The sequence below is a fragment of the Streptomyces sp. NPDC041784 genome, assembly GCF_055591025.1.
The window spans coordinates 258380-285039 of sequence record NZ_JBVJAB010000011.1 but is presented as its reverse complement, the minus strand read 5'-3'; the positions used below and the strand labels follow the sequence as shown (position 1 = coordinate 285039).

Below are 26660 nucleotides of genomic sequence, written 5' to 3'. Positions count from 1 at the left end.
CGCTGCTTTCTCAGCAGCATGTTTGCGCCCCCCCCCCCCCCCCCCCCCCCCCCCCCCCCCCCCCCCCGGTCGCGCGTCAGGAGGCCGCCGAACCGCAGTGGTCGGCGCGCCGGGAACCCCGCGTCTGCGGCGGCGGCCCGGACAGCCACTCCGCGATGGTGCGGGCGATCGGCTGTCCGGTGTCCACCTCCACGAACCCGAACTGGCCCGACTGGTTGCACTCCAGGAACCACCACGTCCCGTCGGAGTCCTCCGCGAAGTCGAAGGCGCCGTACGACAGATCCGCCTCCCGCAGATACGTCCGCACCGCGTCGGCGAGGCGCGGCGGGACGTCGGCCGGATGCCACGGCGTGGTGGAGGGCGCGTACCGCACGTCCACCACGTCCGGGTCGCCGCCCGGGTCCGTGTCCTTGCGGGCCGCCAGGATCCGGTCCCCCACCGCCGTGAGCCGGATGTCGGCCCGCTTGGCCACCCGGCGCTGGAGCAGCGTCGGACCGTAGGCGACGGCGGCGAAGTCGGCGCCCGGCGGGACCCGGGTGGTGGGCACCGCCCGCGGCGGATCCTGGGGATGGGCCCCGGACACCGGCTTGACCACCAGGTCGGGGTAGCGCTCCGCGAAGTCCCGCGCGGCCTGTGGGAACGTCGTGATGAGCGTGGCGGGCACGGGCAGCCCGCTGAGCTGAGCGAGCCGCAGCTGCCACGGCTTGTGCCGGGCCCGTACGGCCGCGTCGGGATGGTTCATCCAGCGTGCCCCGGTGCCCCGGAGCATGCCGTACAGGGCCTGTGAGGACTCCTCCGTGAGCCAGGCGGACGGCGCGGCCGCCCGGGCCGCCGCGACGCCCGGCCGGCGCACCCAGACGGACCGCAGCCCGTCGAGGCTCACCAGCCGGCCGGCGGACGACAGATGACCCCGGAAGGCACCGTGGACGTACTCGCCCGAGAGGGCCACGGTGCTGGTCAGATCGGCCGGATCGAACCGGACGACCGGGACGCCCGCGGCGTTCAGGTGCACGACCACCATGTCCGCCGTGACGTCCTCTTCACAGGTCAGGATGAGCACGGTCATCGTTCTCGGCCCGTGGTCAGTCGTCGAAGTGGGTCTTGGACCCCGCCGTCGAGGTGGTCGTCCCCAGCTCTCTGAGCAGGGCGTGGTCGCGTGCGGCGACCCGGCCGTCGAGGAGCACGTTCAACTGCATTCCGGGGTCATACGCGTACGGAGTGGCGAACTCCAACTCTGCCGCGGGGCGTGCGTAGTTGAGCGCGAACGGTTGCATGTTCTCTCCCTCGTCGGTACTGCCTCGATCAAGCGGTGCCGCTGTGCGACGTCACTCGGGCCCGCTGCATTGGTGCGACCTTCAGTCACTTATACGAATCGAACGGGTGGTTGGTTTCCTTACTCTCCGTGATCACCGGCGAGTTGGGACCCAAGCAAGGCTCGGAGCAGGGGAGATGGACCGATAGGTGTGTGAAAACGACTTCCTGGAAGGTCAGTTGGAGGACCCTGCGCGTCCGGGAGCGCGGCGCAGGGAGCGCAGGGCGAGCAGCAGGACGCCGATGTCGTCGAGATAGACCGGATCGGGCAGTACGTCGGCCGGGAGCACGAAGTAGGCGACCGCGCCCCAGAACACCCAGCGCGGGCCGGTGGGCAGTCCGGCCCGTCTCAGACCCCGGCGGGCCCGGACCAGCCGTACCAGCACCACCGCGGCCCCGGCGAACAGGGCCGCGGCCAGGACCGCGCCGACGGCGACGAGCGTGGTGGTCGTGTCCATGAGCCCTCCCTCCGCGGTCCGTCCGGCGGTGTTCTGCTCCCAGTTGTCGGTTTCCCCGCTTTCGGCCCCCGAACTCCCGCTTCCGGTGGGATTACCGCATCCGAGTCAGCGAAACACCGCCCCGCGAGCGGCCCGCGCCCCCGCTCACGCGGGTGCCTCGCCCGAGGGGGCGGGGCGGGCGGGGTGCGCCATATGCCCGTAGCGATGGTCAGCGTCACATCGCGTGTCGCAGCTCGGCCGGCGCCGCCCCACCCCTCCCCGGTGCCCCACCGGCCGCCGCCGGCTCCCCGTACCCGGACCCATCCACGGCCTGCCACTCGCCGCCGCGGCCAACCGGCCACTGGAGCACATGTCCTGGCTGGTGACCGTGCTGCCCCGGTCGCCGCACCCCAGCGCGCGGGGCGCACGGCCGGCGCGGCGGGGAGCGGGAATGGGGCGCGCCGCCCTCGCCCGTCGCGCCGACCGGCGAGCCGGTCGTGCCCGAACCCCGGGCGACGCGGCCGGAGATACCGTCCGAGCGCTCCGACGTGTTCGGCCCATGGACGGCATGGACGGCATGGACGGCATGGACGGCATGGAGGGAATGGACTGCCGCACCGGCCCTCGCTCCGTGCGGCGCCGCGCGTCTCCCGGTGCACCGGGACGGCGTCCCGCCCGCCGTCCTCGCGATCGCCTGCGTGCTGTCGGGCTCTGCCTGGTGCCGTCCGTGCTGCTGGTCCGCCGGACGGCGCCCGAGCCGGTGGCGGCGGCAGGGGCGGTGGCGGTCGTGCTGGTGCCGCTGGTTCGCGGCCGCCCAACTGCTCGACGGCCGGGTCGGGGTCCCCCCGGCTGTCGCTATCGGTCGGTCGGCTCGGGACCGGTCCTCTCGGCGGTGCCGTTGGCGGTGGCGTCGGTGGGGGTGTCGTCGTGGTCCCGGGCGGTGTCCGTGGGGGCGTCCGGGGCGGTGGGGGCGTCCGACGGGGTGTCCGGGGATGCGTTCGGCGTCGGGCGCAGGGCCTTGGTCGTCTCCCGGAAGCGTTCCAGGGTCCGGCCCAGCTGCTGGAAGGGGGACCCGCCCCGCTTGGGCTGCGGCGGCTGGCGCGGCTCACCGGCCTCGGCCGCCGCCTCCCGGTAGGCGGTGAGCGCCTCGTGGGCCTGTTCGGCGGCCTCCCGGTACAGGTCCCGGGACTGCGTCATCGCCTCCAGGGCCTCCTTGTACATCGCGATCAGCTCGCGTGCCCGGGCGAGTTCCTCCTCCGGGGTCAGCAGCCGCCACTTCTCCCGCAGGAGCGTGAGCGCCGCGTCGCCGCCCTCCGGCAGCGGCCGGGGCAGCGCGGCGAACCGCCGCACGGCGTCCAGCACCTCCGTGGGATGCGTGCCGTCCAGGAACACACTGCGCACCGAGAAGTCGCCGGCGTCGTACCCGTCGGGGGCCGGGGAGCCCGGCAGCACCAGCGCGCCGCCGCGCGGCACCTCCACCCCGAACTCCTTCAGGGCCCAGTTGACGGTGCGCAACTGGTGTGGCGCGGCCCGCAGTTCGACCACACGGTGGTGCAGGCCGGGCGGCAGCAGCCCGACCAGTGAACGGCGGCCCCGCTCGTCCGGCGTCATCGCCTCGTGCACCACGACCGGGACCGTCCAGGTGTCGCGCAGGGCGCCCCGGAGGGCACGGCGCAGCTCCTTGTCGTCCACGGGCAGCGGGTTGGTGTCGAGGAAGCGGAGCCCGGTGACGGTCTCGTGGCCCCACGCTGAGTCCGCCTCCCAGGGCCAGAACATCGAGGCGGGCGACGGCCAACACGGGTCCCAGGCCCGCTCCGCCTCCGCGACCAGCGTCCACTCCTGCCCCTGGCCGGACCACTCCGCGAGTTTCAGCCGGGCACGGACGGTCACCTCGTCCGGCAGCTGCCAGCGGGCCTCGAAGGCCAGCTCTCCCTCGGCCGTCTCGGAGTCGGGCAGTTCCAGGAAGTCCAGGAGCGTCCCGGCCTCCTTGAGTTCCTGGAGGTTCTTGCGCAGGACGTCCGGCGCGGTGGGACCGGTGTGGCGGCCGCGGGCGAGCCAGACCGTGGCGGGAGTCGAGGGCGGGACGGTCGCGGAGATGTGCATGAGTCCGTTCGTGAGGGACGGGCGGGGCGATGGGCGTAGGCCAGTATCGCGCGCCGCGGGGTGTACGTGATCAAGCGGGGTCCGGGGCGGCAGGACCCGGGGGTGCCGGGACCTCGGTGGTGGCCGGGGGTGCCGGAACCTCGGTGGTGGCCGGGGACGCCGGAACCTCGGCGGTGGCCGGGGGTACCCGGTCCAGGGGTGCCTGCCCAGCCGTACGGCCCGCCACGCGTCGCGGTCGCGATTGCGTACGGGGTGGGCGTGGCTCGTACGGGGTGTGACCGGTTCACCACGGCAGCCCCCGGCGCACCCATGGGCCCGCCGTGCTCCGGCGCCGACAATCGACCGCACGGACAGGGCTCGCCCACCATCCGCGTCGGGGCGGGCCCTGTCCGTGCGCCCCGGGGCCCTCGTCGACCGGCCCCCGTCGGCCTCCGTCGGCCCCTACCGGAAGAGCCGGTCCAGGTGGTGGTCGAGGACCCCGGCCGCCGCCTCCGGGCCGCGCTGGCCGACCAGGACGCTGGTGCCGAGCCCCGCCGACAGGGCGAGAAGGCTGACGGCCTCCAGTTGCGCGTCCACGCCCGGCCGGAGGAGACCGTTCTCCTCCGCTCGCCGCAGGAGCGCGACCAGCGCGCCCTCGGCGGCGTCGGGGTCCTTGACGAACGGCTGGGCGGCGAGCGCCCGGTCGGTGACGGACAGCACCGCGTACGAGGTGTAGACGAGATGGAACGTGCGGCTCTCCTCGTCGGTCGGCAGCGCCGCTCCCAGCATCGCCTCGATCATCGCGCGCGGTCCCGGATCGTCGCCGGCGGCCCGGACCCGGGCGGTGACCCGCTCCCCGAACCGCACGGCCAGGTGACCCAGCCCGAAGAGCAGCAGCTTCTCCTTGGTCTCGAAGTAGTACTGCACCAGCCGCAGCGACACGCCCGCCTCCGCCGCCACGTCGCGCATGCCCACGGCATGCAGCCCGCGTCGCGCCGCCACCCGTAGGAGGGCCTCGGCGATCTCGGTGCGCCGTTCCGCGTGGTTCACGCGCTTGGGCATCGGAGGCTCCTCCGCTCGTCGTTCACCGGTGACTACCCAGACCCCTTGATGGTACAGCCGTATCAACGACGTGATACGTTCGTACCATAAAGAGCCCGCACCCGGAGGTGACCGTGTCCAGCACCGAGACCCGTAGCCAGGCCGATGTCGGCCGTTTCGTGAGCGACGCATGGCGCGACCGGTACTTCGCCGCCTGCGACGCGGTCTACGCCCTGGGCGCGCCCGCGCTCGCGGAGACGGACGTGGAGACCTCCTTCGGCACCACGCACGTCTACCGGTACGGCCCCACGGACCCGGCCGCCCGGTCCCGCACGCCCGTCGTCCTGGTGCACGGAGCGGGCTCCTGCTCCGCCATGTGGTACCCCAACACCCCGGCCCTGAGCGCCCGGTCTACGCCCCTTCGCGGCACCGTGTTCCCGCTGGCCGAGGACTGGTCCGTGGCGTCCGCGCCGTACAGCGCCTCCGACCGGGACGGCGGGGACACGAACCGGCTGCCCGCTCCCGGTGAACTGGACTTCGCCGTGCTGCGGTTGGCCGACTCGCCGGGGAGCCTGCCCATGGGGGAGCACGCCGAGCCCGGCGCCCCGCGCGAGGGTGGGTCCCTGGTCCCGGCCGGACCTCCCTGGCCGCCCGGGACGACATCATCGTCGTCCAGCACCTCATGGGCGGGCCGATGAGGCTGGCCTTCGGGAAGGTGTCGGAGATCAATGCCAACCGCACCAGAATCCGGCACACGGCGGACACCGAACTGGGTTCGTCCGGCTCCCCGTGCTTCACGCCGGCACTGGAACTCGTTGCGATCCATCAGGCGGGCGACCCCTGTCAGGACACGTGGCACGTCCCGACCTACAACCGTGCCGTGCCGGCCTCGCCGGTCTTCAGCACTTTTCCACCGGGGACAGCCGCAGCACCTGCTTGACCGGCACCACCGACACATCACCGCTGTCCGCCCGCCGGACGGACAGCACACCGTCGGTGCGGGACCCGAGCAAGGTCCCGCACACCGTCGACCGGTCCGCCAAGGTCACCTTCACCACGGGGCCGGGCGGCTTCGCCTCAGGCAGCAGCCAGGTGAGCACCGCAGCGGCCGTCAGGGCGATCAGCGCGGCACCGGCCGCCGGCACCGCCGTACGCAGCCGGCGCGCCGTCGTCGAGGGAAGGGTGCGAAAGGTCTCGTACCACGTGAGGAGTTCGACGTCCGTGGTGACCGTCCTGGTCCGCGGCCAGCCATAGGCGGCCCGGTACGCCTGCACCACCGCGAAGCCGCCGGCGGCGACGACCAGGATCAGCAGCGAGGCGACCGCCAGCTTTCCGCCGTCCGTGAGCCGGCCTATCCGGTCCGGGGCCAATCCCAGGCCCACCACGCCGAGCAGGCCCAACAGGGCGCTGATCCCGGCCGTCCACTTCTCCGCCGACGCGCGGAGTCTGGTCAACTCGTCCACGTGCGCGGTCCGCCACGCCTCGGCGGCTTCGGTGAGATACGGATCGTCGGCGGGCCGTAGTACGAAGGCGCCGCTGTGATCCGCCTCCCGCGGCCGTCCAGGTGCGTCCGCAACCGTGCGGCGGTTCCGAGGGCTGCCCCTGGTGGTCCTTGCCGCAGGTGCAGGCGAAAGCGACCGTCAGGGTGGAGTCGCTCGGAGAGCCGAAGCCCTCCAGGGCGGTGTTGGTGAGCCGCACCACCGCGGTGGCGGAGTGGCGGCATGCGGGGCAGGGACCGGAGATCTGGAGCGTCGAACCCACTGTCCTGCCGCGCCACGCGGCCAGTTGAGAGGCCGAGACGGGGATCCATTGCGCGCAGTGGTCCAACTGGCTCATGCCGTCCTCCTGTCCCACGAGGCCCCATCATCTCTTTCCCCGGCCGACGGCGTGATCGCAACGCTCGATCCGCCCTGAGGACAAGTCCGGTAGGAATGCGGGTACACGGCGAAGAAGACCGCGCCTTCTGCGGCGGCGGCCCGGCGGGAGATCGGTCGGAGGACCGTACAAGGTCGCGCCAGGAGATGTGGCTTCGCCGGTGAGGCGGCGGGCCATCAGATCTGGGATGACCGGCGGCGACCTGGTCGAGCAGCCGGGTGCCGGACACGGAGTCCTGAAGAGGATGGCCCTCGACCACGATCGTGGTCGAGGGCCATCCTCTTGCCTGCAAGGGCCTTACGGCATGGGCCGGCGCCCGGCTGGGCTCAGCGCTTGGCCACGAAGACATGCGCGGCGGCCTGCGTGGGGAGTTCCGCGGCCTCCCCGCCACTGCTGACCATCACGCCGCCGGGCGAGGACGTCACGCTCACGACCGCACCGGGGCGCACCCCGGCGTGCCGCAGGGTGTACATCAGTTGGGCGTCGGTCTGGATCATCTCCCTGATGCACCGTACGACCGCGCTCGCACCGTTCGGCCCGGGCTCGAGGTCGCTGAGGCTGACCATGCTCTCGTCGGGGAACGGATCGACGGTGCTCCTCCCGCCGAGTTCCTCCAGGCCCGGGATCGGGTTGCCGTAGGGCGACTTGGTCGGGTGGCGCAGCAGCTCGAGGGCGCGGCTTTCGACGGCCTCGCTCATCACGTGCTCCCAGCGGCAGGCTTCGGCGTGGGCCTGCTCCCACTCCAGCCCGATCACGTCGACGAGCAGGCACTCCGCGAGCCTGTGCTTGCGCATCACGCGTGTGGCGACCCGTCGGCCCTCCTGCGTCAGTTCCAGGTGCCGGTCGCCGGCGAGGTGCAGCAGACCGTTGCGCTCCATGCGGGCGACGGTCTGGCTGACGGTGGGGCCGCTCTGGTCCAGGCGCTCGGCGATGCGGGCGCGCATGGGGACCACGCCTTCCTCCTCGAGCTCCAGGATCGTGCGGAGATACATCTCCGTGGTGTCGATGAGTGGGGACATGCTGCTCGTCAGGCGGGGGTTTCGGCGGTGGCGGTCAGGACCGCGCGGCCGAGGATGTGGCCGGCCATGGTGAAGCCGAGGACGGCCGGGGTGGCGTCGGCCGGGACGCCGATGGACTCGACGTCGAGGGCGTGCACCACGACGAAGTAGCGGTGTGGTCCGTGCCCGGCCGGCGGGGCGGCGCCGATGAAGCGTGCTGCGCGGGCGTCGTTGGGCAGTTGGAAGGCGCCTACGGGCAGGCCCGAGCCGGTGTCGTCGCCGGCGCCCTCGGGCAGCTCGGTGACGGTGGCGGGGATGTCGGCGACCGCCCAGTGCCAGAACCCGGACCCGGTGGGGGCGTCGGGGTCGTAGGCGGTGACGGCGTAGCTCTTGGTGCCTTCCGGGGCGCCGCTCCAGGACAGCTGCGGGGAGACGTCCTTCCCGCCGGGGACGCCGGAGGAGTACTGCTCGGGCGACCATGCGGCGCCGTCGGTGACGGTGGTGCTGGTGACGGTGAAGGAGGCCACCTCGGGGAGGCGGGCGAAGGGGTCGTTGGCGCTCATCGCGTCGTTCCTTTCAGACCGTGCTGTGGAGTGGCGGTGATGCGGCCGACGGGGCCCACGGCGGCGCGTAGCAGCACCGCCGCCTTTCGTCGACCGCTGGATCGACCATAACACCAATAATCGATTATTCGCTGAATCGTCTATGCTGAGGGCATGACTCAGACGGCCCACACCTCGACCTCACCTGGGAAGCAGATGCTCTCCGAGCAGGTCTACGCACACCTGCGGGACGCGATCATGCGTGGGGACTACGCCCCCGGTGACGCCCTCAAGCCGCAGGACCTCGCCAAGGAACAGGGCGTGAGCCTGGCCGTCGTGCGTGAGGCGCTCGTGCGGGTGGTCGGCGAGGGTCTCGCAGACCGGCTGCCCAACCGCGGCTTCGCCGTCCCGGCCTTCTCCGACCGCCGCTGGCAGGAGATCGCGGAGGCTCGCCGGACCGTCGAACCGGTCGTGCTGCGCATGTCCATCGAGCGCGGGGACGTCGACTGGGAGGCCCGCGTACGAGCCGCCCACCACCGCCTGGCCCGCACCCCGGCGTACGCGCCGGAGGGGGGCGAGTACTACAGCGGCGCTTGGTCCGAAGCCCACCGGGTCTTCCACCGCACCCTGCTGGAGGGCTGCGGCAACCCCGTCCTGCTGGAGACCTTCGACCGGATGTGGACCGCGAGCGAACTGGCCCGCCGCTGGTCGGCGCACCGCCACCCCGACCGGGACCACGTCGGCGAGCACCGCCGGCTGGAGGAGGCGGCGCTGGCCCGCGACGCCGACACCGCGGCCGAGGTACTGGCCCGGCACCTCACCCAGACCGCGGCTGGACTGACCGGCTGCACCCACCGCGAACCCGCGGAGGAAGCCTGATGCGCCTCGCCGACCTGGCCGGAGATCCCCACCCGATCACCGGCACCGGAGCCGTGGACGTTGCCGACGCTGGTGAGATTCCGCCTGCCCAGGCCACTGCGCGACGAGTTCGAGGGCCGGTGCCTTCCGTTCAAGGGGGCGTCGGCCCCGGTCACGTCCACCGTGACGCGGGCGCGACACGCCGGGGCGGAGTGTGCATCAGGGGCGCTCGAAGAACCCGGCGACCGCCGTCGGCTTCCCTGCAATACAAGGCGTGTTGGAGGTGCTCGGGAGGTTCCGCATCACCGGACGCCAGAGCCCACTACGACCGCCGCGGGACAGCCGGCGGCAGCCGCGTCGCCGCCGTCCGCGCCCGGGCCCGCTCGGCCTGCAGATGCGGTCAGACGGTGGCGGAAGCCGCGAAGCGGGGTGAGGTGGACCTGTCCCTGGTCAGCATCGACTCCACCACCGCCCGAGCCCACCACGACGCGGCCGGGATGCACCTCGACGAGGACGTCGTCACCGCCCTGGAGAAAGCCGCGGCCGAGGAGGAGAAGGCCAGGTCAAAGGGGGCGGCCTCGAAGAGCAAAACGGGCAAGAGACCGAAAGTGATCCCGCGCTGGAAGAACGACGACGCATCCGGCGTCGGCGGAAACTCCGGCTGAAGGCCGCCCTCCTCGGACGTTCCAGAGGCGGGCAGACCAGCAAGGTCCACCTCGCCGCCGACCGCAAATGCCGCCCGCTGGCGTTCATCCTGACCACAGGCCAGGCAGCGGACAGCCCGCAGTTCGTCCCCGTCCTGAAGAAGGTACGGGTACGCGGGCCCGTCGGCCGACCCCGCATCCGGCCGGACGCGGTCGCCGGGGACAAGGCGTACTCGTCCCGCGGAAACCGCGCCCACCTGCGCAAACGCCGTATCAAGGCGGTCATCCCGGAGAAGAAGGCCCAGGCCGCCGACCGGACGAAGAAGGGCTCCAGAGGTGGCCGACCCGTCAGCCACGACGCCGATCTCTACAAGGAGCGGAACACCGTCGAACGCCTGATCAACAAGCTCAAAGCATGGCGAGGCATCGCCACCCGATACGACAAGACTCCCGACAGCTACCTCGCCGGTCTCCACCTGCGCGCCTCGATGATCTGGATCAAGGACCTCACCAGGACCACCGATGATCACGACTCGATATGCCCCTAGGTGACGCGCTGAGGTGCCGGACGCCAAGGGCGGGCGGGAGTTGAGTCAACGGTCAACCAGCCGTGGACGCGGGGCCTCACCCGTGGATTCCGCGTCGGTGTCGTCGGTGCCGACCGGGCCGCGGGGAAGCATCCGGTCCAGCCACTTCGGCAGCCACCAGTTGGTCCGGCCGAGGAGTGTCATGGTCGCCGGTACCAGCACCATGCGTACGACCGTGGCGTCGATGAAGATCGCGGTGGCCAGGCCGAGCCCGAACATTTTGGTGGAGGGGTCCTCGGCGACGGCGAAGGACAGGAAGACCGCCACCATGATGAGGGCGGCCGAGGTGATGATCCGGGCGGTGCCCGACACGCCCTCAACGATCGCCGTGCCGTTGTCGCCGGTGCGCAGGTACTCCTCGCGTACGCGGGAGAGGAGGAACACCTCGTAGTCCATCGACAGGCCGAACAGGATGGCGAAGAGGAACATCGGGATGAACGACACGATCGGAACCGTCGCTTCCAGCCCGATGAGTGCGCCTCCCCAGCCCCACTGGAAGACCACGACCATGATGCCGTAGGCCGCGCCGATGCTCAGCAGATTCAGCAGTACCGCCTTGAGCGGTACGAGTATCGAGCGGAAGACCAGCATCAGCAGCAGGAACGACATCGCCAGCACGGTGGCGACGAACACCGGCAGGCGTTGGCTGGTGCGTCGGCCCACATCGGACAGGCTCGCGGCGGCGCCGCCGACGTGGGCCCTGGCCGGGCCGTGCCCGATCGCCGTGGGCAGCACGTCGGTGCGCAGCCGGGCGATGGTGTCGGCCGTGGCCTTGTCCTGAGGGCTGGTGTTCGGGAACACCACGAGGGTCGCGATGCCGGTGGCCCGATCGATGTGCGTCGGCGCGACGGATGCGATACCCGGATCCGCCGCGACCGTTGCGACGAGTCGGTCCAGCACTCCCGGATCACCGGTGGGGTCCGCGGCGATGACGAGGGGACCGTTGGTGCCCGGGCCGAACCCCTCGGCGACGAGGTCGTAGGCCCGGCGCTCGGTACGGCTGTGGGGCAGTGAGCCGTCGTCGGGCAGGCCGACGCGCAGGCCGAGCACGGGCAGCGTCGCGGTCAGCAGCAGCCCCGCCGCGCCGACCGCGTACGGCACCGGGTGCCGGCTGACGTGCCCGATCCAGCGACGCCACCCGGCGGCGTGGGCGGCGCCTGCCGCCGGGTCCCGCCGCCGTGCGAGTCGGCCCGGCTTCCTGGTCTGCAGAGCCCGGCCGATCCGGCCGGCCCGGGCCAGGCGTGGGCCGGCGGCGCCGAGGAAGGCCGGCAGCAGCGTCACCGACGCGAGCACCATGGTCAGGACGACGATCGAGACGGCAAGCCCGCCCACCGTCATGAACGGCACGTTCGCGACCGCCATGCCCAGGATCGACACGACGACGGTTCCGCCGGCGAAGACCACCGGCCGCCCCGCCGTGGCCACCGCTCGTCCGGCCGCCTCGTGCGGATCGAGCCCGCGCGCGAGGTACTCCCGGTGCCTGGCGAGCACGAACAGCGCGTAGTCGATGCCCACTCCGAGCCCGACCATGCTGCCCAGGACCGGTGCGAAGGTGGGGACGTCCGTGACCCCCGCCAGTACCGTCATCGTGGCGACCCCGACGGTCAGTCCGAAGACCGCCATGCCGATCGGCAGCGCGGCGGCGACGAGCGAACCGAACGCCAGGAACAGGATCGCGGCCGCGGCGACGAGGCCGATCAACTCGCTCACGCCGCCGTCGGGGTCGGAGAAGGCGTAGAAGAGGTTCCCGCCCATCTCGATGCGCAGGGGCAGTTCGGCGCGCAGCCGGTCGCCGAGATCGACGAGGGCGTCGAGGTCTTCGGCCGACAGCCGGCTCTGGTCGGGGTACTGCACCCGGACGACCGCGATCCGCCCGTCGGCCGAGACGAGGCCGCCGCGCACGGCGCTGTCCCCGCCTGCGTCGAGTGCCCCCGCCGGGTCGCTCGTGCCGAGCACGTGCGGCAGCCGCTTCACCTCGGTCTGCAGCCGCGTGAGAGCGGTGCGCGCGCTGTCGTGGTCGAAGAACGTCGCAGCGCCGTCGAGGGGGGTGACGACCACTTGGGCGGTCATCCCCTCCTGGCCGGTGCCGGCCCGCTCGATCAGTTCCGCGGCCCGCTGGGAGTCCAGTCCCGGAGCGGTCATCGAATCCGCATTCCGCCCGCCGAAGGCGACGGCGGCGAGGACGGCGAGCGTGGCGGCGACCAGCCATGCCGCGATCACCCGCCAGGGATGGCGGGCGGCGCTTGCGCCCAGGCGCAACAGGGCTTTCGAGAGCATCGGGTCCTCCAACCACCTCGTCGGCCGTCCTTGTACGGCCGCCGATGCCGAGGCTCGTCGCCACGGCGCTCCGCGGCATCGGCCCGCGGGCCGCGGATCCGTCGGCCCCAGGGTGGAGTGACGCCCCATCCTTTCGGCCGATGCGCGGCACGCCGCGGTCCCTAGGCTGAGAACCGTGCTCCGAGACGACCTGCGAACCCTGTGGACCGAACCCCGGCCGCCCGGCGCGCCCGCCCGGGTGCGGCGGGACTGGGCGCTGCTCGCCGCAGGCCTTGCCGGTGTGGCGCTGGAGGCCACCCTGCGCGAGAACGTCGTGTGGCGGCCGGTGGCGGTGGTGTTCGCCGTATGGCTCTGCCTGCTGCCCCTGTGGCGCCGGACCCGCCCGCTGGCGATGGTGACGCTGGCGTTCGGCTCGGTGATCCTGCTTACGGTGGCCTCGCTCGTCGCCGCACAGCGCGAGTCCGTCGGCCTGTACACCGGCGCGGTCGTGCTCGTGCTGGTGTACGCGCTGCCCAGGTGGGGATCGGGACGCGAGATCGTGCTGGGCGGCGCGGTGATCCTCGCGACCGGCGCGCTGTGTGTCGTCACGGACGAGACCCCGGTCGTCGAAAAGGTCGTGGGCTTCGTCTTCCTGCTCCTGCCCGGCGTGGTCGGGGCTGCCGTGCGGTTCTGGGTGACCGCTCGCGAGCGGCATTTGGAGCAGGTACGCTCCCGCGAGCGCGAGCAGCTCGCCCGGGAACTGCACGACACGGTGGCCCACCACGTGTCGGCCATGGTGATCATCGCCCAGGCGGGCCGGGTGCTCGCGGACACCGACCCGTCCGCCGCCGTCGAGGCGCTGGAGGGGGTCGAGGAAGAAGGGGCACGCACGCTGGAGGAAATGCGCGCCATGGTCGCCGCACTGCGCGACCACGGGGTCGGCGCCGAGCTGGCACCCCCTGCCGGAGTCGCGGACCTGGAGCGCCTGGTGCGCACCCCGGGCGGTCGACTCAAGGTCGACCTGCGGCTCGACGCCGAACTGGACGCGCTGCCCCCGGCCGTGGACGCGGCCGTCTACCGGATCGCGCAGGAGTCGGTGACCAACGCGCTGCGCCATGCGGTCGACGCGACCGAGCTCGTCGTCCGGGTCGCCGCGGAACCGCACACGGTACGGGTGAGCGTGCGCGACAACGGCCGGCGCACCGGCCGGGGTCGCGACGGATACGGACTTACCGGACTGCGCGAGCGCGCGACCCTGCTCGGCGGCACACTACGAGCCGGCCCGGGTACCGACCGGGGCTGGCATGTCGAAGCCGAACTGCCGAGAGCGAGGAGCGAGAGCGGTGTCCATTCGCGTCCTCGTCGCTGACGACCAGGCGATCATCCGCACCGGGTTGCGGATCATGCTGAACGCCCAGCCCGGAATCGAGGTGGTCGGCGAGGCCGCCGACGGACACGAAGCGGTACGTCTGGCCCGCGAACTGCGCCCCGACGTCTGCCTGTTCGACATCCGCATGCCCGTGCTCGACGGGCTCGAGGCCACCCGGCTGATCGCCGGCCCGGGCGTCGCCGACCCGCTGGCCGTGGTCGTCATCACCACGTTCGACCTCGACGAGTACGTCTACGGCTCACTGCGTGCCGGCGCCCGCGGATTCCTCCTCAAGGACACGGGACCGGACCTTCTGGCCCAGGCCGTACGGTCGGCGTCCGACGGTGAGGCGCTCATCGCGCCCAGCGTCACCGTCCGTCTGCTCCAGGCGTTCGCGGACCTGCCCGCCGGCCGGCCCGCGGCCCAGCCGGTCTCCCCCGTCACCGCCCGCGAGGAGCAGGTGCTCCTCGCCGTCGCCCGCGGGCTGACCAACACCGAGATCGCCGACGCGCTGCACATCAGCCTCAGCACGGTGAAGACGCATCTGGCGAGCCTGATGGCCAAACTCGGCGCCCGCAACCGGGTCGAGATCGCGATGTGGGCCTACGAAACGCGCCGTATCCTCCCCGGAACCTGAGCCGGGTGCCGGGCCATGTCCCATGAGTCCCCGCCCGGACATCAGTGCACCGGTCGGCTCACGTCGGCTCCACGTGGCCTCACCCGCCCCAGAGCGTGACGTACCAGGAGGACGGAACTGGGACGGTGAGACACCCGATACGACAAGACTCCCGACAGCTACCTCGCCGGTCTCCACCTGCACGCCTCGATGATCTGGATCAAAGACCTCACCAGGACCACCCGATGATCACGACTCGATACGCGCCCTGGGGCGCCGGAGAGAGCGGGGTGCCGGGCCGGGAGGGGCGGTGGCGCGGCACCCCGGGGGTCAGCGGTTGGTGGACAGGGTCAGGAGTTCGGCGAACAGGCCTCCTCCGGCGGCGAGTTGGTCGTAGGTTCCCTGCTCGGCGATCCGGCCGTGGTCCATGACGAGGATCCGGTCGGCGATCTTCGTGTTGACCAGTTGGTGGGTCACGACGATCGTGATGCAGCCGCCGGCGAGCGCTTTGATCTGCCGGAGGATCGTGTGCTCGCCTCGGGCGTCCATCTCCGAGGTGGGCTCGTCCAGGATCAGCAGGCCCGCTCTGCGGTACAGGGCCCGCGCACACGCCAGGCGCTGCCACTGCCCGCCGGACAGCTCGACTCCGCCCCACAACTCCCGGGCCAGTAGGGTGTCCAGGCCGGCCGGGAGTTCCTCGACGGCCTCGGTCAGGCCGACCGCGTCGATCGCCTTCCGCACCAGGCCGTCCCCTTCCTCGCGGGGCTGACCGAGGGTGACGTTGTCCCGCACGGACAGTGGCCACTGCGCGAAACTCTGCGGCACCAGCCCGGACCGGGCCCACAGGCTGTCGGGGTCGAGGCCGGTGACGTCCTGGCCGTTCCAGTGGACCTTGCCCTTGTCGGCCAGGAAGATCCCCGCGAGCAGTCGGACCAGGGTGGACTTCCCCGACCCGTTCTCGCCGACCAGGGCGAGGATCTCGCCCTGGCGCACGGTCAGTGACACCCCGTCCACGGCAGGGTTCTCCTTGCCCGGGTACCGGTAGACGGCCTCCTCCACCCGGATCTCCGCAACCGGCCCGGCGACGGTCGACTCGCCCCGCTGGGGGGCGCGTTCGGCGGCGTAGTCGAGGAACGAGTCCATGTCGGCGAGGTAGAGGGAGGTGTGGAACATGGCCGCGCCGTAGAGGACCAGCTGGGAGAGCGCGGCGAGCGTGGTCTGCACGGCGACGACCGCGGTCCCGGCGATCGCCGGCTCGATCCTCCCGGTGCTCACGAGCCAGGCCAGCGCGGCCCAGGTGGCCACCAGGAAGATCCCGCCGATCGCCGAACTGGACAGGACGATCTTCAGCATCCTGGGCGCGGCGGCGAGGGTGCGGGCGTCGATCCGCTCGGAGACCGACCGGTACCAGAAGGTCAGGTACCCGGTCATGGTGTTGGCACGGATCTCATCGGTGAACTTCGTGCTCGTCGCCCAGCCGCGCAGGTTCTGCCGTACGTTGCGATCGCCCACGTTCGCGTAGTGCGTCTCGTAGGTGACCCGGGCGTGCAGCACCGCCCCGACGCCGGCGGGGACCACGGCGAGCAGCAGCAGGGGCAGCAGCAGCGGGTGCAGCACCGTCAGCACCCCGCTCGCGGTGACCATACGGATCACGGCCGCGGTGAGGCGGGTGGCGTCCTGCACCATGACGTGACTGCGGACCACGCCCATCTCCGCCGCCTCCTGCCGGTCCGCGCAGCCGTCCTCGGCGCGGGCGGCGGCCTCGATCCGGCACACCGCCGCCACCAGGGTGCTGTCCGCCTCGGTGGTCAGCAGCGGGGTGATCCGGCCGTCCGCGTACGACGACAGCGCGGTCGCCGCCCGCCCGGTCATCGCGGCAAGGGCGATGATCAGCAGGGCGGGCAGCGCCTGGTGGATCCGGTCGGGCACGGGGCCGGTGCCGAAGACCGCACGCATGGCGTGCGCGGTGGCTGCCAGCTGGACCGCGGCGCCGACGCCGATGGCCGGCTGACAGCCGCCCAGGAGCAGCACGGCCCGGCGGTCGATGGCCCATGCCGTCCGCGCGGTCCGCGACAACACCGACGGCAGCCGCCGGACCATGGCCGAGAACGCGGCCTCCTCCAACGGGTTCTTGCTGTACTTGCCGCCGTAACGCAGCTCGGCCGGAGGAGGGGGCGGCACCCGGCCGGCTCCCACCACACGGTTCGCCGTCTCCGCGCGGGACGTGGCGCTCACCGGCTCCCTCCTCGGACCCGGACCGGGCGGCGGACCGCCGGCTCGCCGGCGAGGATCAGCGGTTGTCCGGGCATCAGGCGCTCACCTCGTTCTTCAGCCGTTCGAGCAGGGTCCGGCCGTCGACGGCTGTCGCGGGGTCGTCATGGACGTGTCCTTCGGCCAACAACCGCACGGCGCGCAGTGCCATCAGACAGCGCAGGGCAAGCCGTTCGTCGTGGCCGAGGGCGCGGCCGTAACCGCCGAAGAAGGCGGTGCGCAGGCGTGGCTGGGTGGTCCACAGCCCACAGGCCAGGTGGACGAAGTCCAGGACGACCGGTGCGAAGCGCGACGACTCGAAGTCCCGGAGCGCCGGCCGCGAGGTGCCGGACAGGACAAGACTCGATTCGAGAACGCCGCCGTGGATGAAGCCGAGAGGCAGCCGGTCGATGACGTGCAGACGGTCGGCGAGGTCCCTCACGAACGTCTCGTCCTCCGCCGACAGCCGGTTGCCGGCCGCGTCGAGGTGACGAGCCGATTCGTCGGCGAGACGGGACAGCACCGATGACGCCTCGCGGTACGCGTCGCCGGTCGGTCGTCCGGCCTGGTGCAGCTGTGCGACCAGGGATCCTGCCCGCCAGTGGGCCGCCTTGAGCGCGGCATCCTTCAGTCGTAGCCGGGGCAGGGGCGTGCCGGGGAGGGTGGTCACGATCAGCGCCAGGTGCCGCGGGGAGGTGGCCACCAGACGCGGCGCGTACCCCTGGCCGAGGGCGGGTACAGCGTGCCGGTGGGCGAACGTCTCCCGGGTGAAGGACCCGGGCGTTCGGGCGATCTTGATGACGAAGCGCGCGCTGTCGCGGGCGCGGACCACGTGCCACGAACCGGTCGGGGACACCTCGGGCGAGGCGTCGCGTACGGCGGCGAGCACGCCCAGGGTGCTCTCGGCCCAGGTCCGCATCGGGGCCGGAAGGCGGTGCGGGTCGGTCATGCCCCCCACCTCGGTGTCGGGCGGGAACTGTCCGCGATGCGCACCGGGGCGACGCTGCCGCGACCGGTCGTCACGTCGGCTCGATCAGCAGGCCGGACAGGCTCGGGCCGCTCGGAGAGAGGATGGGCGAGGACGGGGGCGGGGATCATGGTTCCTCCTGCGGTTCGCGGGGGCGATGGATCGGGGCATGCCGGTGCCCGGCGAGGACGACGGGCACACCCGTGTCACCAACGGCGGGGTCTGAAGGCCGGGTTGGGGACGTCTGATGATGACCGGGACAACGAGCCGTCCGCTCTTGTCGAACACGCGTGTTTGAGTCGCGTTCCCTACCGCGTAATTCCGGGGTTCGTACGTCGCGCACCCCTGTGTTGAGGGGCGGGCACAGGCTCCGGTCGTGGCCGAATCGCCGCGAGCCGATGCTCCAGCGACCCACGGGACGGGAGAGGCGCCAAACGGGGTTCGACGCCAACGGGGTCCGACGACGCCAACGCCGACGGGGAGTGTCCGCTTGCCGAGGAGACGTTCACGTAACGGCCTTTGACCTGCAAAGACGCAGGCAGGCGCACCCGGGTTCGGAGCGCCACCCCGCTACACAGCATGTTCCAGGTGAATTTGCCAAAACGCTCGCCGCGCCCCGGTACTTTCCGTAGTCTCGGGGTCACACGAACTGCCATCACACGAACTGCCCTGCGCCGCCCCGTACTTGATCCGCTTCCGTCGCCCGCGCGCCGAAAGGACACGGTCATGGCCGTCGAGGCCGAGGTTCTGAACGAACTGCGCCGGTTGCGCGCGCGTATGCCTCAGTTGACGGGGGCGTTGGCGGCCAGCGCCGACGGGCTGGTCCTCGCGCAGGACATGCCGGACGGCGAGCCGGAGGGGCTGGCCGCGCTCACCGCGGCGGCGCTCGGGGTCGGCCGGCGGATGACCGACCTCGCGGCGGGTGGCGGGTTCCGTGAGCTGCTCGTCCGCGGGGCCGGCGGATACGTCGCCACCTACGCGGCCGGGCCGACCGCCGTACTGACCCTGCTCGCCGACGACCGGGTCAACGTCGGTCGGCTGCACCTGGAGGGGCGGCGTAGCGGCGGCCGGATCGCCGAACTGATGACGGCCCGGTTCACGGCCGACCGGCCCCTGCTCCCCGACGGGCCGGCCCCTTCGGCGCTGCGCGGCCGGGTGCTCGGCGCGCTGCCGGTCCGGATACCGCCTCAGTCCCGCCGCGAGCGCTGACCGGACGGCGCCGGCCCGCGCTCACTCCCTGGCACCCTCCGGCCCCGTACGGCCGCGCCGCCTGACCACGCCCTGCCGTCGGCCACCGCGCCGCTCCGGACCGGGAACCGGGCCCGCGCCCCCGGGCGGCGCGCTGAACCCGCCCGGCACGAGCCGCGGCGCGGCCCCGGCCGGTGGAGCGGCGGGGGCGGGACCGTCGTACGGCTCCCGGGGCGCGGGTGGCGGAGGGACCGCGTGGCTCATCACACGCGCGTGCGGCATCAGCGGGGCGCACGCCGAGCACACCTCGGTGAGCGTCCACACCTGGCCGACCGCCGGGTCGTGCCGCAGGACGAGGACGACGCCTCCGGCACAGTTGACCCGGGTGTCCTCGTGCAGCGCGCACCGCTGACGGCGGCACCAGCACGCCGCGTCGTGGTGCACCGCCGCCGCTCTGGCGTGCGCGGCCACGTGGGCCTCGGCGAAGCGGCGCAGTGCCGCGATGTCCCGGGAGCGGGGCGGCATCGCGCACGCCGACGAGCAGGTGACCGACGCGGTGCGGTCCCGGTGTCCGACGACACGGATCGTCCAGCAGCGGCCGGGGCGACGGGCGGAGGGGGCGTCAGGGTACGTAAGAGCCAAAGCACATGTCCTTAGTGGGGGAGGGCTACGAGTCCGGGAACGGTCCCGGCCGGCCCGCCGGAAGTGACCTCGTTCACAGCATGCCCCTGGCCCGGCCTCAGCATGCCCGTGGCCCGGCGGCCCCCTGCGCGCTGTGCCCCTCCTGGCCGACACCACGCCGGTCACGCCGTACCCCTAAGCTCCCCTCCATGAACACCGGGGAACCCGAAAGACGTGTGGTCGACGGCCGCTTCGAACTGGTCGAGCGGCTCGGCGGCGGAGGCATGGGCTGGGTCTGGCGCGCCCGCGACCTGGCTCTGCACCGGGACGTCGCCGTCAAGGAGGTACGGCCGCCGGACCCGGCGCTCGCCGAGTACGACCCCGAGGGCGCCCGCACCCTGCGCGAGCGCGTCCTGCGGGAGGCCCGCGCGCCGGCCCGCCTCGACAACCCGCCGACGCTGAGCGTCTACCTCTCCGACGACTACGGCAGCGCCTACCTCCGGGCCGATGTGCACGGCAAGGTGATCGAGACCCACCCCCGCGACGACGGCTGACCCGAGCCCCGCGGCGTCAGTGCGGGAAGGCGCGGGGCTGCCGCAGCCGGGGGAGTTCGTCGCGGAAGTCCTCGATACGGGAGCTGATCTGGCGCAGCAGGACGGTGTCCTCGATGCGGTCCAGATAGAGGTTCCGGCGGGCCAGGGCGGGCGCGTCGACGCAGAAGTACAGGCTCATCAGCGGGTTGACGAACAGCTCGCTGTTCCGGGTCCGCTCGGTGAACCGTACGTCCCCGAAGTCCCCGCGTACGGCGGCGGCGACGGAGCCGTTGACGATGCTCGGGTGGCCCGGGGTGGACGCCTGGGCGTGCGCCACCGCGTCGAGGTACAGGGCGCCCTCCCGGCTGTCGCGGGGCAGCGAGAACGCGCCGAGGTAGCCGCCCTCGCGGTCCAGCGCGGCCAGGTTCTCCAGGACCAGGGAGTGGTTCACTCCGTGGTGGGCGTCCACGCCGAAGCCCAGGCACGCCACCAGCCGGTGCGGGACCTCGTCGAGGCCGTGCACGGCGGCCAGGCTGGCCATGTCCTCCTCGGGCGTGCCCAGGCCGTGCTCGTCGCCGCGCATCAGGATGTCCGTGCCGCCGTCCACCAGGACGATCGCGTCGACGGCGCCCAGGTGGTCCAGGAGCGCGCGGTAGGCGTCCCGCAGCGGTTTCACACCGGTGCGGGGGAAGGCGTACACCGTGGCGGGCAGGCCGTGCCGGTCGAGCCAGGTGGCCAGGGTGTGTTCGGGGAAGTAGTCGCCCCGGGCCGGGGTGTCGGGGCGGACGGCCGCGACGTCGGGCTCCAGCCAGACCTCGCCCGGCAGGCCGTACAGCTCGGCGAAGGAGAGGTTGGCCAGCTGGACGTCCTTGCCGGCCGCCCGCAGGGCGAGCGCCAGCGGAAGGCCCGCGTACACGTCGAATCCGCCGCCCGCACCGGCGACGATCACCCGCCGCGCGTCGCGCAGCCGGGTGAACAGGGGAGGCTCGTGGAGGGAGAACACCCCGGGACGCTAGCAGGCGAGGATCACCCGGCCCAGGCATTTACCGGCAACTGGCCTGCGCCGCAAGCGAATTGGGCCCGGAGGGCAGCTGTACAGCGCCTCCCCGGGCCCCCGGCACGGTTACGCGCCGCTCTCCCGCAGCATGTCCTCGCGCTCCACGAGCTTCACGCGCTCGCGGCCCTGCGGCTCGCCCAGGGCCTTCTCGGCGGCGTCCAGCTTGTGCCAGCCCTCCCAGGTGGTGAAGCGGATCTCGCGCTCGGCGAGGAACGCCTCCACGGCCGCCGGCTCCGGCGCGGTCGGGGTCTGGAGACGGCCGTTCGCGTGGTCGTCCAGCAGGTTCGACACCGTCTCGTTGGCGTCGCCCTTGGTGTGGCCGATGAGGCCGATCGGGCCACGCCGGATCCAGCCGGTGACGTACACGGACTGCAGGTGCGAACCGCTCTCCTCGATGACCCGGCCGCCCTCGTCCGGGACCGTGCCCGAGTCGAGGTCCCAGGGGAGCTTCGGCAGCTTCTCGGAGAGGTAGCCGACGGCGCGGTAGACCGCCGAGAGGTCCCAGTCCTTGAACTCGCCGGTGCCCTTGACGTTGCCGGTGCCGTCCAGCGCGGTGCGCTCGGTGCGCAGGCCCACGACCTTGCCGTCCTCGCCGAGGATCTCGGCCGGCGACTCGAAGAAGTGCAGGAACAGCTTGTGCGGGCGCTCGCCGATGTCGCGGATCGCCCAGTTCTCCAGCGTCTTGGCGACCATGTCGGCCTGCTTGTTGCCGCGCCGGGTGGCGATCGAGCCGTCGTCGTAGTCGATGTCCTCGGGGTCGACGATGACCTCGATGGTGGGGGAGTGGTCCAGCTCGCGCAGCTCCATCGGGGAGAACTTCGCCTGCGCCGGGCCGCGGCGGCCGAAGACGTGGATCTCCAGCGCCTTGTTGGCCTTCAGGCCGTCGTAGACGTTCGGCGGGATCTCCGTGGGCAGCAGCTCGTCGGCCGTCTTGGCCAGGATGCGGGCCACGTCCAGCGCCACGTTGCCGACGCCCAGGACGGCGACCTTCTCGGCCTCGAGCGGCCAGGTGCGCGGCACGTCCGGGTGGCCGTCGTACCAGGACACGAAGTCCGCGGCACCGTAGGAGCCGTCCAGCTCGATGCCCGGCAGGGACAGCTCACGGTCGGCCATCGCGCCGGTCGAGAAGATCACGGCGTCGTAGAAGGCGCGCAGGTCGTCCAGGCTGATGTCGGTCGGGTAGTCGACGTTGCCGAAGAGGCGGATCTGCGGCTTGTCGAGGACCTGGTGCAGGGCGGTGATGATGCCCTTGATCCGGGGGTGGTCCGGGGCCACGCCGTAACGGATCAGTCCGAACGGGGCCGGCATCCGCTCGAAGAGGTCGATGGAGACACCGGGGTCGGCGGCCACATCGGACTTGAGCAGCGCGTCGGCGGCGTAGATCCCGGCGGGGCCGGCTCCGACGATGGCTACCCGCAGGGGGCGGGGCATGATCAGGTTCCCTTCGAGCGGTGACAGATCAACTCGGGGGAAGCCTAAACTAAGGCAAACCTAAGTCGGTACGCGGGTCCGGTCTATGAGCTCATAAGCGTCATTTATGAGTCATGCGGGCGGCCAACACACCTTACGGCAGCGGCTGTTCCGCCCAGATCACCTTGCCCGAGGGGGTGTAGCGGGTGCCCCAGCGGTCGGTGAGCTGGGCCACCAGGAACAGGCCCCGGCCACCTTCGTCCGTCATGGCCGCGTACCGCAGATGCGGCGAGGTGTTGCTGCTGTCGGAGACCTCGCAGATCAGCGTCCGGTCCCGCAGCAGCCGGACCCGCACCGGCGCGGCGCCGTACCGGATCGCGTTGGTGACCAGCTCGCTCAGGATCAGCTCGGTCGTGAAGGACAGCTCCTCCAGGTCCCACAGCTCCAGCTGCCGCACGACCGCCGAGCGCACCACGCCCACCGCCGCCGGATCGATCGGCACGTCCCACTCGGCCACCCGGTCCGCGCCGAGCGCCCGGGTGCGTGCCACGATCAGGGCGATGTCGTCGCTCGGCCGGGCCGGCAGCAGGGAGTCCAGCACGCTCTGGCAGGTCTCCTCCGGGGTGCCGTCCGCACTGCGCTCCAGCGCGGCGCGCAGCAGCTCCAGGCCCGTGTCGATGTCCCGCTGCCGGTCCTCCACCAGCCCGTCGGTGTACAGCACCAGCCGGCTGCCCTCGGGCAGCTCCAGCTCCGCCGTCTCGAACGGCAGCCCGCCGAGCCCCAGCGGCGGCCCGGCCGGCACCTCCGGGTACTCCACCCGCCCGTCGGGAAGCACCAGCGCCGGCGGCGGATGACCGGCCCGGGCGACCGTGCAGTGCCGGGAGACCGGGTCGTAGATGGCGTACAGGCAGGTGGCCCCGGACACCGGCGCGCTGGCGCCCTCCGCCTCCTCGTCCTGGTCGATCCGGGCCACCAGCTCGTCCATCAGACCGAGGAGTTCCTCGGGCGCGAGGTCCAGCGCGGAGAAGTTGTGCACGGCGGTGCGCAGCCGTCCCATCGTGGCGGCCGCGTGCAGCCCGTGCCCCACCACGTCCCCCACCACCAGCGCCACCCGGGCCCCGGACAGCGGCAGCACGTCGAACCAGTCGCCGCCCACACCCGCCTGCGCCGGCAGATAGCGGTAGGCGATGTCCAGCGAGTTCTGCTCGGGCAGCCTGCGCGGCAGCAGACTGCGCTGGAGGGTGACGGCCATACCGTGCTCACGCGTGAAGCGGCGCGCGTTGTCGATGGAGACCGCGGCCCGCGCCACCAGCTCCTCCGCGAGGGTCACCTCGTCCGGGTCGAACGGGTCGGGCCGCTCCGAACGCCAGAAGCTGACCACCCCCAGCACCAGCGCCCCGGCCCGGACCGGGACGGTGATCAGGGAGTGGATGCCGAACTCCACGACCTGCTCGGTGCGCTCCAGGTCCTGGACCCGCCAGCCCGGCGCATCGGCCAGCCGCGTCTCCAGCCGTGCCCGCCCGCCGGCCAGGCTGCGGGCCTGCGGCGCGGAGTCCACGAACCGGATCCGCTCACCCACCGGGTACAGCGGCGCGCCCTTGCGGATCCCGCTCACCGCCGTGCGCCGCAGCGCCCCCCGGGCCTCCGGCTCCTCGCCGTCCAGGACGGCGTCGAACAGGTCGACGGTCGCGAAGTCCGCGAACCGGGGCACCGCCAGCTCCGTCAGCTCCTCCGCGGTCCGCGTGACGTCCAGGCTGGTGCCGATGCCCACCCCGGCCGCGTACAGCAGGTCCAGCCGTTCACGGGCCGCCTCCGCCCGGCCGGACAGGGCGCGCAGCTCCGTGGAGTCGCGCAGGGTGGCGACGCTGCCGGCCGGGCCGTCCACCAGGTCGGTGGAGCGCTGATTGATCGCCAGCAGCCGGTCCCCGACCAGGTGCACCTCGTCCGTGACGATCCGCCCCGAGGCCAGCAGCTCCGCCGTACCGGGGTCCAGGCCCAGGTCGAGGACCTGCCGGCGCTCGGCGTCCGGGGGCAGGTCGAGCAGCCGGTGCGCCTCGTCGTTGGCGAGCAGCAGCTCGCCGTCGCCGCCGACGATGATCACCCCTTCGCGTACGGCGTGCAGCACGGCGTCATGGTGCTCGTACATCCGGGTCATCTCACGCGGGCCCAGGCCGTGCGTCTGGCGCAGCAGCCGGCGACTGACCAGCGCGGTGCTCGCGGTGGCCAGCGCGAGGGCCACGGCGGCGCTGGCCAGGACCAGGGGCAGCTGGCGGTCGGCGTTCCCGCCGACGTGTTCGGTGGTGATGCCGGACGACACCATCCCCACGACCGTCCCGTCGGGCGCCTTCACCGGGACGACCGCCTGTACCAGCCGCCCGATCGTCCCGTCGACCTCCTCGACGACCGTCTGGCCCTGCAGCGCGGGCTGATAGTTCCCGACGAACTTCTTGCCGATCCGGTCCGGCTTCGGATGCGTGTAGCGGATCCCGTCGGTGCCCAGTACGACGATGAAGTCCATGTCGGAGGCCTTGCGGGCGGCCTCGGCCGAGGGCTGGAGGATCGCCGTCGGGTCCGGACTGCGCAGCGCCTCGACGATGCCCGGTGAGTTGGCGTAGGTCTGGGCGACGGCCACCGAGCGGTTGCGGGCCTCCTGGCTGGTGTCGTGCCGCACCTGGAGCAGCAGCGCGACCACCGCGGCGACGACCACCAGCAGCACGATGACGACCTGGAGCACGAACACCTGCGCGGCGAGACTGCGCCCGCCCAGCGCGGATTCGGACGTACGCAGGACTCGCGGGCCCCGGGGTCGACGGGCCGGCTGGGCACCCGGGCGCCCCAGGAGTCGGACCATGTGCCATGTCTACACTGCTTGGCCTGGTGAGGCGAGAGGCATCACACACGGTCACATGACGGGCCCGTCACGCTCCCCGTCCGTGATCGTCGGGCCCGTCCGGGCGGGTGGCGAGCAGCAGGGCGATGTCGTCGGGCCGGTCGACGGCCTGCCGGGCCCGCACGGTGAGCCGGTCGGCGATGTCCGCGAGGGGCCGGGTGGCGGGCGACCCGGCCTCGGCGAGGGCGGTGCGCAGGGCGGCGATGCCGTCGTCGATGTCGTACCCGGGCCGCTCGACCAGCCCGTCCGTGTAGAGCGCCAGGATCGCCCCCGGCTCCAGGGTCAGCTCGGTCACCGGGTAGTGGGCGCGCGGGTCGACCCCGAGGACCACTCCGCCGGGCAGGTCGACGATGTCCGTACGACCGTCGGGGTGGCGCAGCAGCGGGGGCAGATGGCCGGCGCGGGCCGCCCGGGCGCGTCCGGTGACCGGATCGAGCCGGACGTAGCAGCAACTGGCGAACTGGCCGGGGTCGAGGTCGATGAGCAGGTGGTTGGTGCCGCCCATGACCTCCTCCGGGGGGTGGTCGCCGAGTGCGAACGCGCGGACCGCGCTGCGCAGTTGCCCCATCGTGGCGGCCGCCTGCACCCCGTGCCCCTGGACGTCCCCGATGACCAGGGCCAGCCCGTTCCCGGCCTCCACGACGTCGTACCAGTCGCCGCCCACGTCCATGCCCGCGGTGCCCGGCAGATACCGTCCGGCGGTCTCCACGCGCGCGTGCTGCGACAGCCGGCGGGGGAGCAGGGCCTGCTGGAGCCCGCGGGCGAGGGCGGCCTCGGTGTCGTACCGCTGGGCCTTGTCCATGGCGTGGGCGATCAGTCCGGCGAGGGCGGTCAGCACCGTGCGCTCCTCGGAGCTGAAGCTGCGGGTGCCGTCGAAGCCCAGGATGCACGAGCCCACCGGGCGGCCCGACGCGATCAGCGGGAGGAACGCCCGGGCGCCCTCGGTCGCGTCCAGCTCGATCCCGGGGTAGGCGGCGGCCAGCTGCTCCATCGAGTCGAAGAACAGCGGACGGCCCGTGGTGAGGGTCTCGGGAGGGGGGGGAGGGGGGGGGGGGGGAGAAGGCACCCAACGAAGCGAGAAAGAAATCCCAGACAAACGCTTCCACACACCAGCAGGGGGGCCATCGT

Annotated in this window: 21 protein-coding genes and 3 pseudogenes; 8 read left to right on the top strand and 16 right to left on the bottom strand. The window is 72.5% G+C overall.

Annotation, left to right across the window (positions count from 1 at the left end):
* Positions 1-76: 76 nt before the first annotated feature.
* The 5 genes from tgmB to ACZ6D7_RS25040 all read right to left on the bottom strand — a co-directional run bounded on the left by tgmB (position 77) and on the right by ACZ6D7_RS25040 (position 4892).
* Complete coding sequence (gene tgmB, locus ACZ6D7_RS25060) at positions 77-1066, bottom strand: ATP-grasp ribosomal peptide maturase (protein ID WP_469494745.1); 990 nt, start codon at positions 1064-1066, stop codon at positions 77-79.
* Positions 1067-1082: 16 nt separating this feature from the next.
* Positions 1083-1274, bottom strand: coding sequence for a putative ATP-grasp-modified RiPP (gene tgmA, locus ACZ6D7_RS25055; protein WP_030795856.1), 192 nt, complete (start codon positions 1272-1274; stop codon positions 1083-1085).
* Positions 1275-1487: 213 nt separating this feature from the next.
* Positions 1488-1769 carry a DUF1232 domain-containing protein gene (locus ACZ6D7_RS25050; RefSeq protein ID WP_469494739.1) on the bottom strand — a complete coding sequence of 94 codons (282 nt, stop codon included), beginning with the start codon at positions 1767-1769 and terminating at the stop codon, positions 1488-1490.
* A gap of 834 nt (positions 1770-2603) precedes the next feature.
* On the bottom strand, positions 2604-3851 hold the full coding sequence (locus ACZ6D7_RS25045) for a hypothetical protein (RefSeq protein ID WP_469494737.1): 1248 nt from the start codon (positions 3849-3851) through the stop codon (positions 2604-2606).
* Positions 3852-4292: 441 nt separating this feature from the next.
* Entirely contained in the window at positions 4293-4892 is a 600-nt protein-coding gene (locus ACZ6D7_RS25040) for a TetR/AcrR family transcriptional regulator (RefSeq protein WP_469494734.1), read from the bottom strand.
* 107 nt (positions 4893-4999) lie between these two features.
* On the opposite strand from ACZ6D7_RS25040, the pseudogene ACZ6D7_RS25035 reads away from it, so the two are divergent.
* Positions 5000-5278 (top strand): annotated as a pseudogene (locus tag ACZ6D7_RS25035) (alpha/beta fold hydrolase); the annotation flags it as partial.
* 275 nt (positions 5279-5553) lie between these two features.
* The gene (locus tag ACZ6D7_RS25030; protein WP_469494731.1) at positions 5554-5811 is read left to right on the top strand and encodes a hypothetical protein; all 258 of its coding nucleotides are present in this window, start codon (positions 5554-5556) and stop codon (positions 5809-5811) included.
* On the opposite strand, the gene ACZ6D7_RS25025 is transcribed toward ACZ6D7_RS25030, so the two are convergent.
* The 3 genes from ACZ6D7_RS25025 to ACZ6D7_RS25015 form a co-directional block, all read right to left on the bottom strand.
* The gene (locus ACZ6D7_RS25025; protein WP_469494728.1) at positions 5771-6334 is read right to left on the bottom strand and encodes a hypothetical protein; all 564 of its coding nucleotides are present in this window, start codon (positions 6332-6334) and stop codon (positions 5771-5773) included. The two genes, ACZ6D7_RS25030 and ACZ6D7_RS25025, sit on opposite strands and share 41 nt — an antisense overlap.
* A 738-nt stretch (positions 6335-7072) precedes the next feature.
* Positions 7073-7765: a metal-dependent transcriptional regulator gene (locus ACZ6D7_RS25020; protein WP_469494726.1), complete on the bottom strand. Its 693-nt coding sequence runs from the start codon at positions 7763-7765 to the stop codon at positions 7073-7075.
* Positions 7766-7773: 8 nt separating this feature from the next.
* On the bottom strand, positions 7774-8307 hold the full coding sequence (locus ACZ6D7_RS25015) for a YbhB/YbcL family Raf kinase inhibitor-like protein (RefSeq protein WP_469494723.1): 534 nt from the start codon (positions 8305-8307) through the stop codon (positions 7774-7776).
* 153 nt (positions 8308-8460) lie between these two features.
* On the opposite strand from ACZ6D7_RS25015, the gene ACZ6D7_RS25010 reads away from it, so the two are divergent.
* Together ACZ6D7_RS25010 and ACZ6D7_RS25005 are read left to right on the top strand one after the other, a co-directional pair.
* Complete coding sequence (locus ACZ6D7_RS25010; RefSeq protein ID WP_469494720.1) at positions 8461-9165, top strand: GntR family transcriptional regulator; 705 nt, start codon at positions 8461-8463, stop codon at positions 9163-9165.
* 386 nt (positions 9166-9551) lie between these two features.
* Positions 9552-10336 (top strand): annotated as a pseudogene (locus ACZ6D7_RS25005) (IS5 family transposase); the annotation flags it as partial.
* Between the two features lie 45 nt (positions 10337-10381).
* On the opposite strand, the gene ACZ6D7_RS25000 reads toward ACZ6D7_RS25005, so the two are convergent.
* On the bottom strand, positions 10382-12652 hold the full coding sequence (locus ACZ6D7_RS25000; RefSeq protein WP_469494717.1) for an MMPL family transporter: 2271 nt from the start codon (positions 12650-12652) through the stop codon (positions 10382-10384).
* A 175-nt stretch (positions 12653-12827) separates the two neighbouring features.
* Between ACZ6D7_RS25000 and ACZ6D7_RS24995 the strand changes: the two genes are divergently transcribed.
* Together ACZ6D7_RS24995 and ACZ6D7_RS24990 are read left to right on the top strand one after the other, a co-directional pair.
* A complete protein-coding gene (locus ACZ6D7_RS24995; RefSeq protein WP_469494714.1) occupies positions 12828-14000 on the top strand; it encodes a sensor histidine kinase in 1173 nt (390 codons plus the stop codon).
* Positions 13975-14637 carry a response regulator gene (locus ACZ6D7_RS24990; RefSeq protein WP_469494710.1) on the top strand — a complete coding sequence of 221 codons (663 nt, stop codon included), beginning with the start codon at positions 13975-13977 and terminating at the stop codon, positions 14635-14637. Before ACZ6D7_RS24995 ends, ACZ6D7_RS24990 begins: the two co-directional genes overlap by 26 nt.
* Positions 14638-14946: 309 nt before the next feature.
* On the opposite strand, the gene ACZ6D7_RS24985 is transcribed toward ACZ6D7_RS24990, so the two are convergent.
* Positions 14947-16851, bottom strand: coding sequence for an ATP-binding cassette domain-containing protein (locus ACZ6D7_RS24985; RefSeq protein WP_469494707.1), 1905 nt, complete (start codon positions 16849-16851; stop codon positions 14947-14949).
* Positions 16852-16924: 73 nt separating this feature from the next.
* Positions 16925-17815 (bottom strand): phosphotransferase, encoded by an 891-nt coding sequence (locus ACZ6D7_RS24980; protein WP_469494704.1) that lies wholly within the window; start codon positions 17813-17815, stop codon positions 16925-16927.
* Between the two features lie 744 nt (positions 17816-18559).
* Between ACZ6D7_RS24980 and ACZ6D7_RS24975 the strand changes: the two genes are divergently transcribed.
* Positions 18560-19042 (top strand): roadblock/LC7 domain-containing protein, encoded by a 483-nt coding sequence (locus tag ACZ6D7_RS24975; protein WP_469494701.1) that lies wholly within the window; start codon positions 18560-18562, stop codon positions 19040-19042.
* Between the two features lie 21 nt (positions 19043-19063).
* Here the strand turns inward: ACZ6D7_RS24975 and ACZ6D7_RS24970 are convergent, their stop codons facing one another.
* Positions 19064-19663 carry a hypothetical protein gene (locus ACZ6D7_RS24970; RefSeq protein ID WP_469494698.1) on the bottom strand — a complete coding sequence of 200 codons (600 nt, stop codon included), beginning with the start codon at positions 19661-19663 and terminating at the stop codon, positions 19064-19066.
* Between the two features lie 188 nt (positions 19664-19851).
* On the opposite strand from ACZ6D7_RS24970, the pseudogene ACZ6D7_RS24965 reads away from it, so the two are divergent.
* Positions 19852-20130, top strand: a pseudogene (locus ACZ6D7_RS24965) (serine/threonine-protein kinase); the annotation flags it as partial.
* An 82-nt stretch (positions 20131-20212) separates the two neighbouring features.
* On the opposite strand, the gene ACZ6D7_RS24960 reads toward ACZ6D7_RS24965, so the two are convergent.
* From ACZ6D7_RS24960 to ACZ6D7_RS24945, 4 genes are all read right to left on the bottom strand, one after another.
* On the bottom strand, positions 20213-21178 hold the full coding sequence (locus ACZ6D7_RS24960; RefSeq protein WP_469494691.1) for a DUF1152 domain-containing protein: 966 nt from the start codon (positions 21176-21178) through the stop codon (positions 20213-20215).
* A gap of 120 nt (positions 21179-21298) precedes the next feature.
* Positions 21299-22663 (bottom strand): FAD-dependent oxidoreductase, encoded by a 1365-nt coding sequence (locus ACZ6D7_RS24955; RefSeq protein WP_469494684.1) that lies wholly within the window; start codon positions 22661-22663, stop codon positions 21299-21301.
* 133 nt (positions 22664-22796) lie between these two features.
* A complete protein-coding gene (locus ACZ6D7_RS24950) occupies positions 22797-25493 on the bottom strand; it encodes a SpoIIE family protein phosphatase (protein WP_469494681.1) in 2697 nt (898 codons plus the stop codon).
* Positions 25494-25560: 67 nt separating this feature from the next.
* Positions 25561-26660 (bottom strand): PP2C family protein-serine/threonine phosphatase (locus ACZ6D7_RS24945; protein ID WP_469494678.1); only part of this gene is annotated, 1100 nt, incomplete at its 5' end.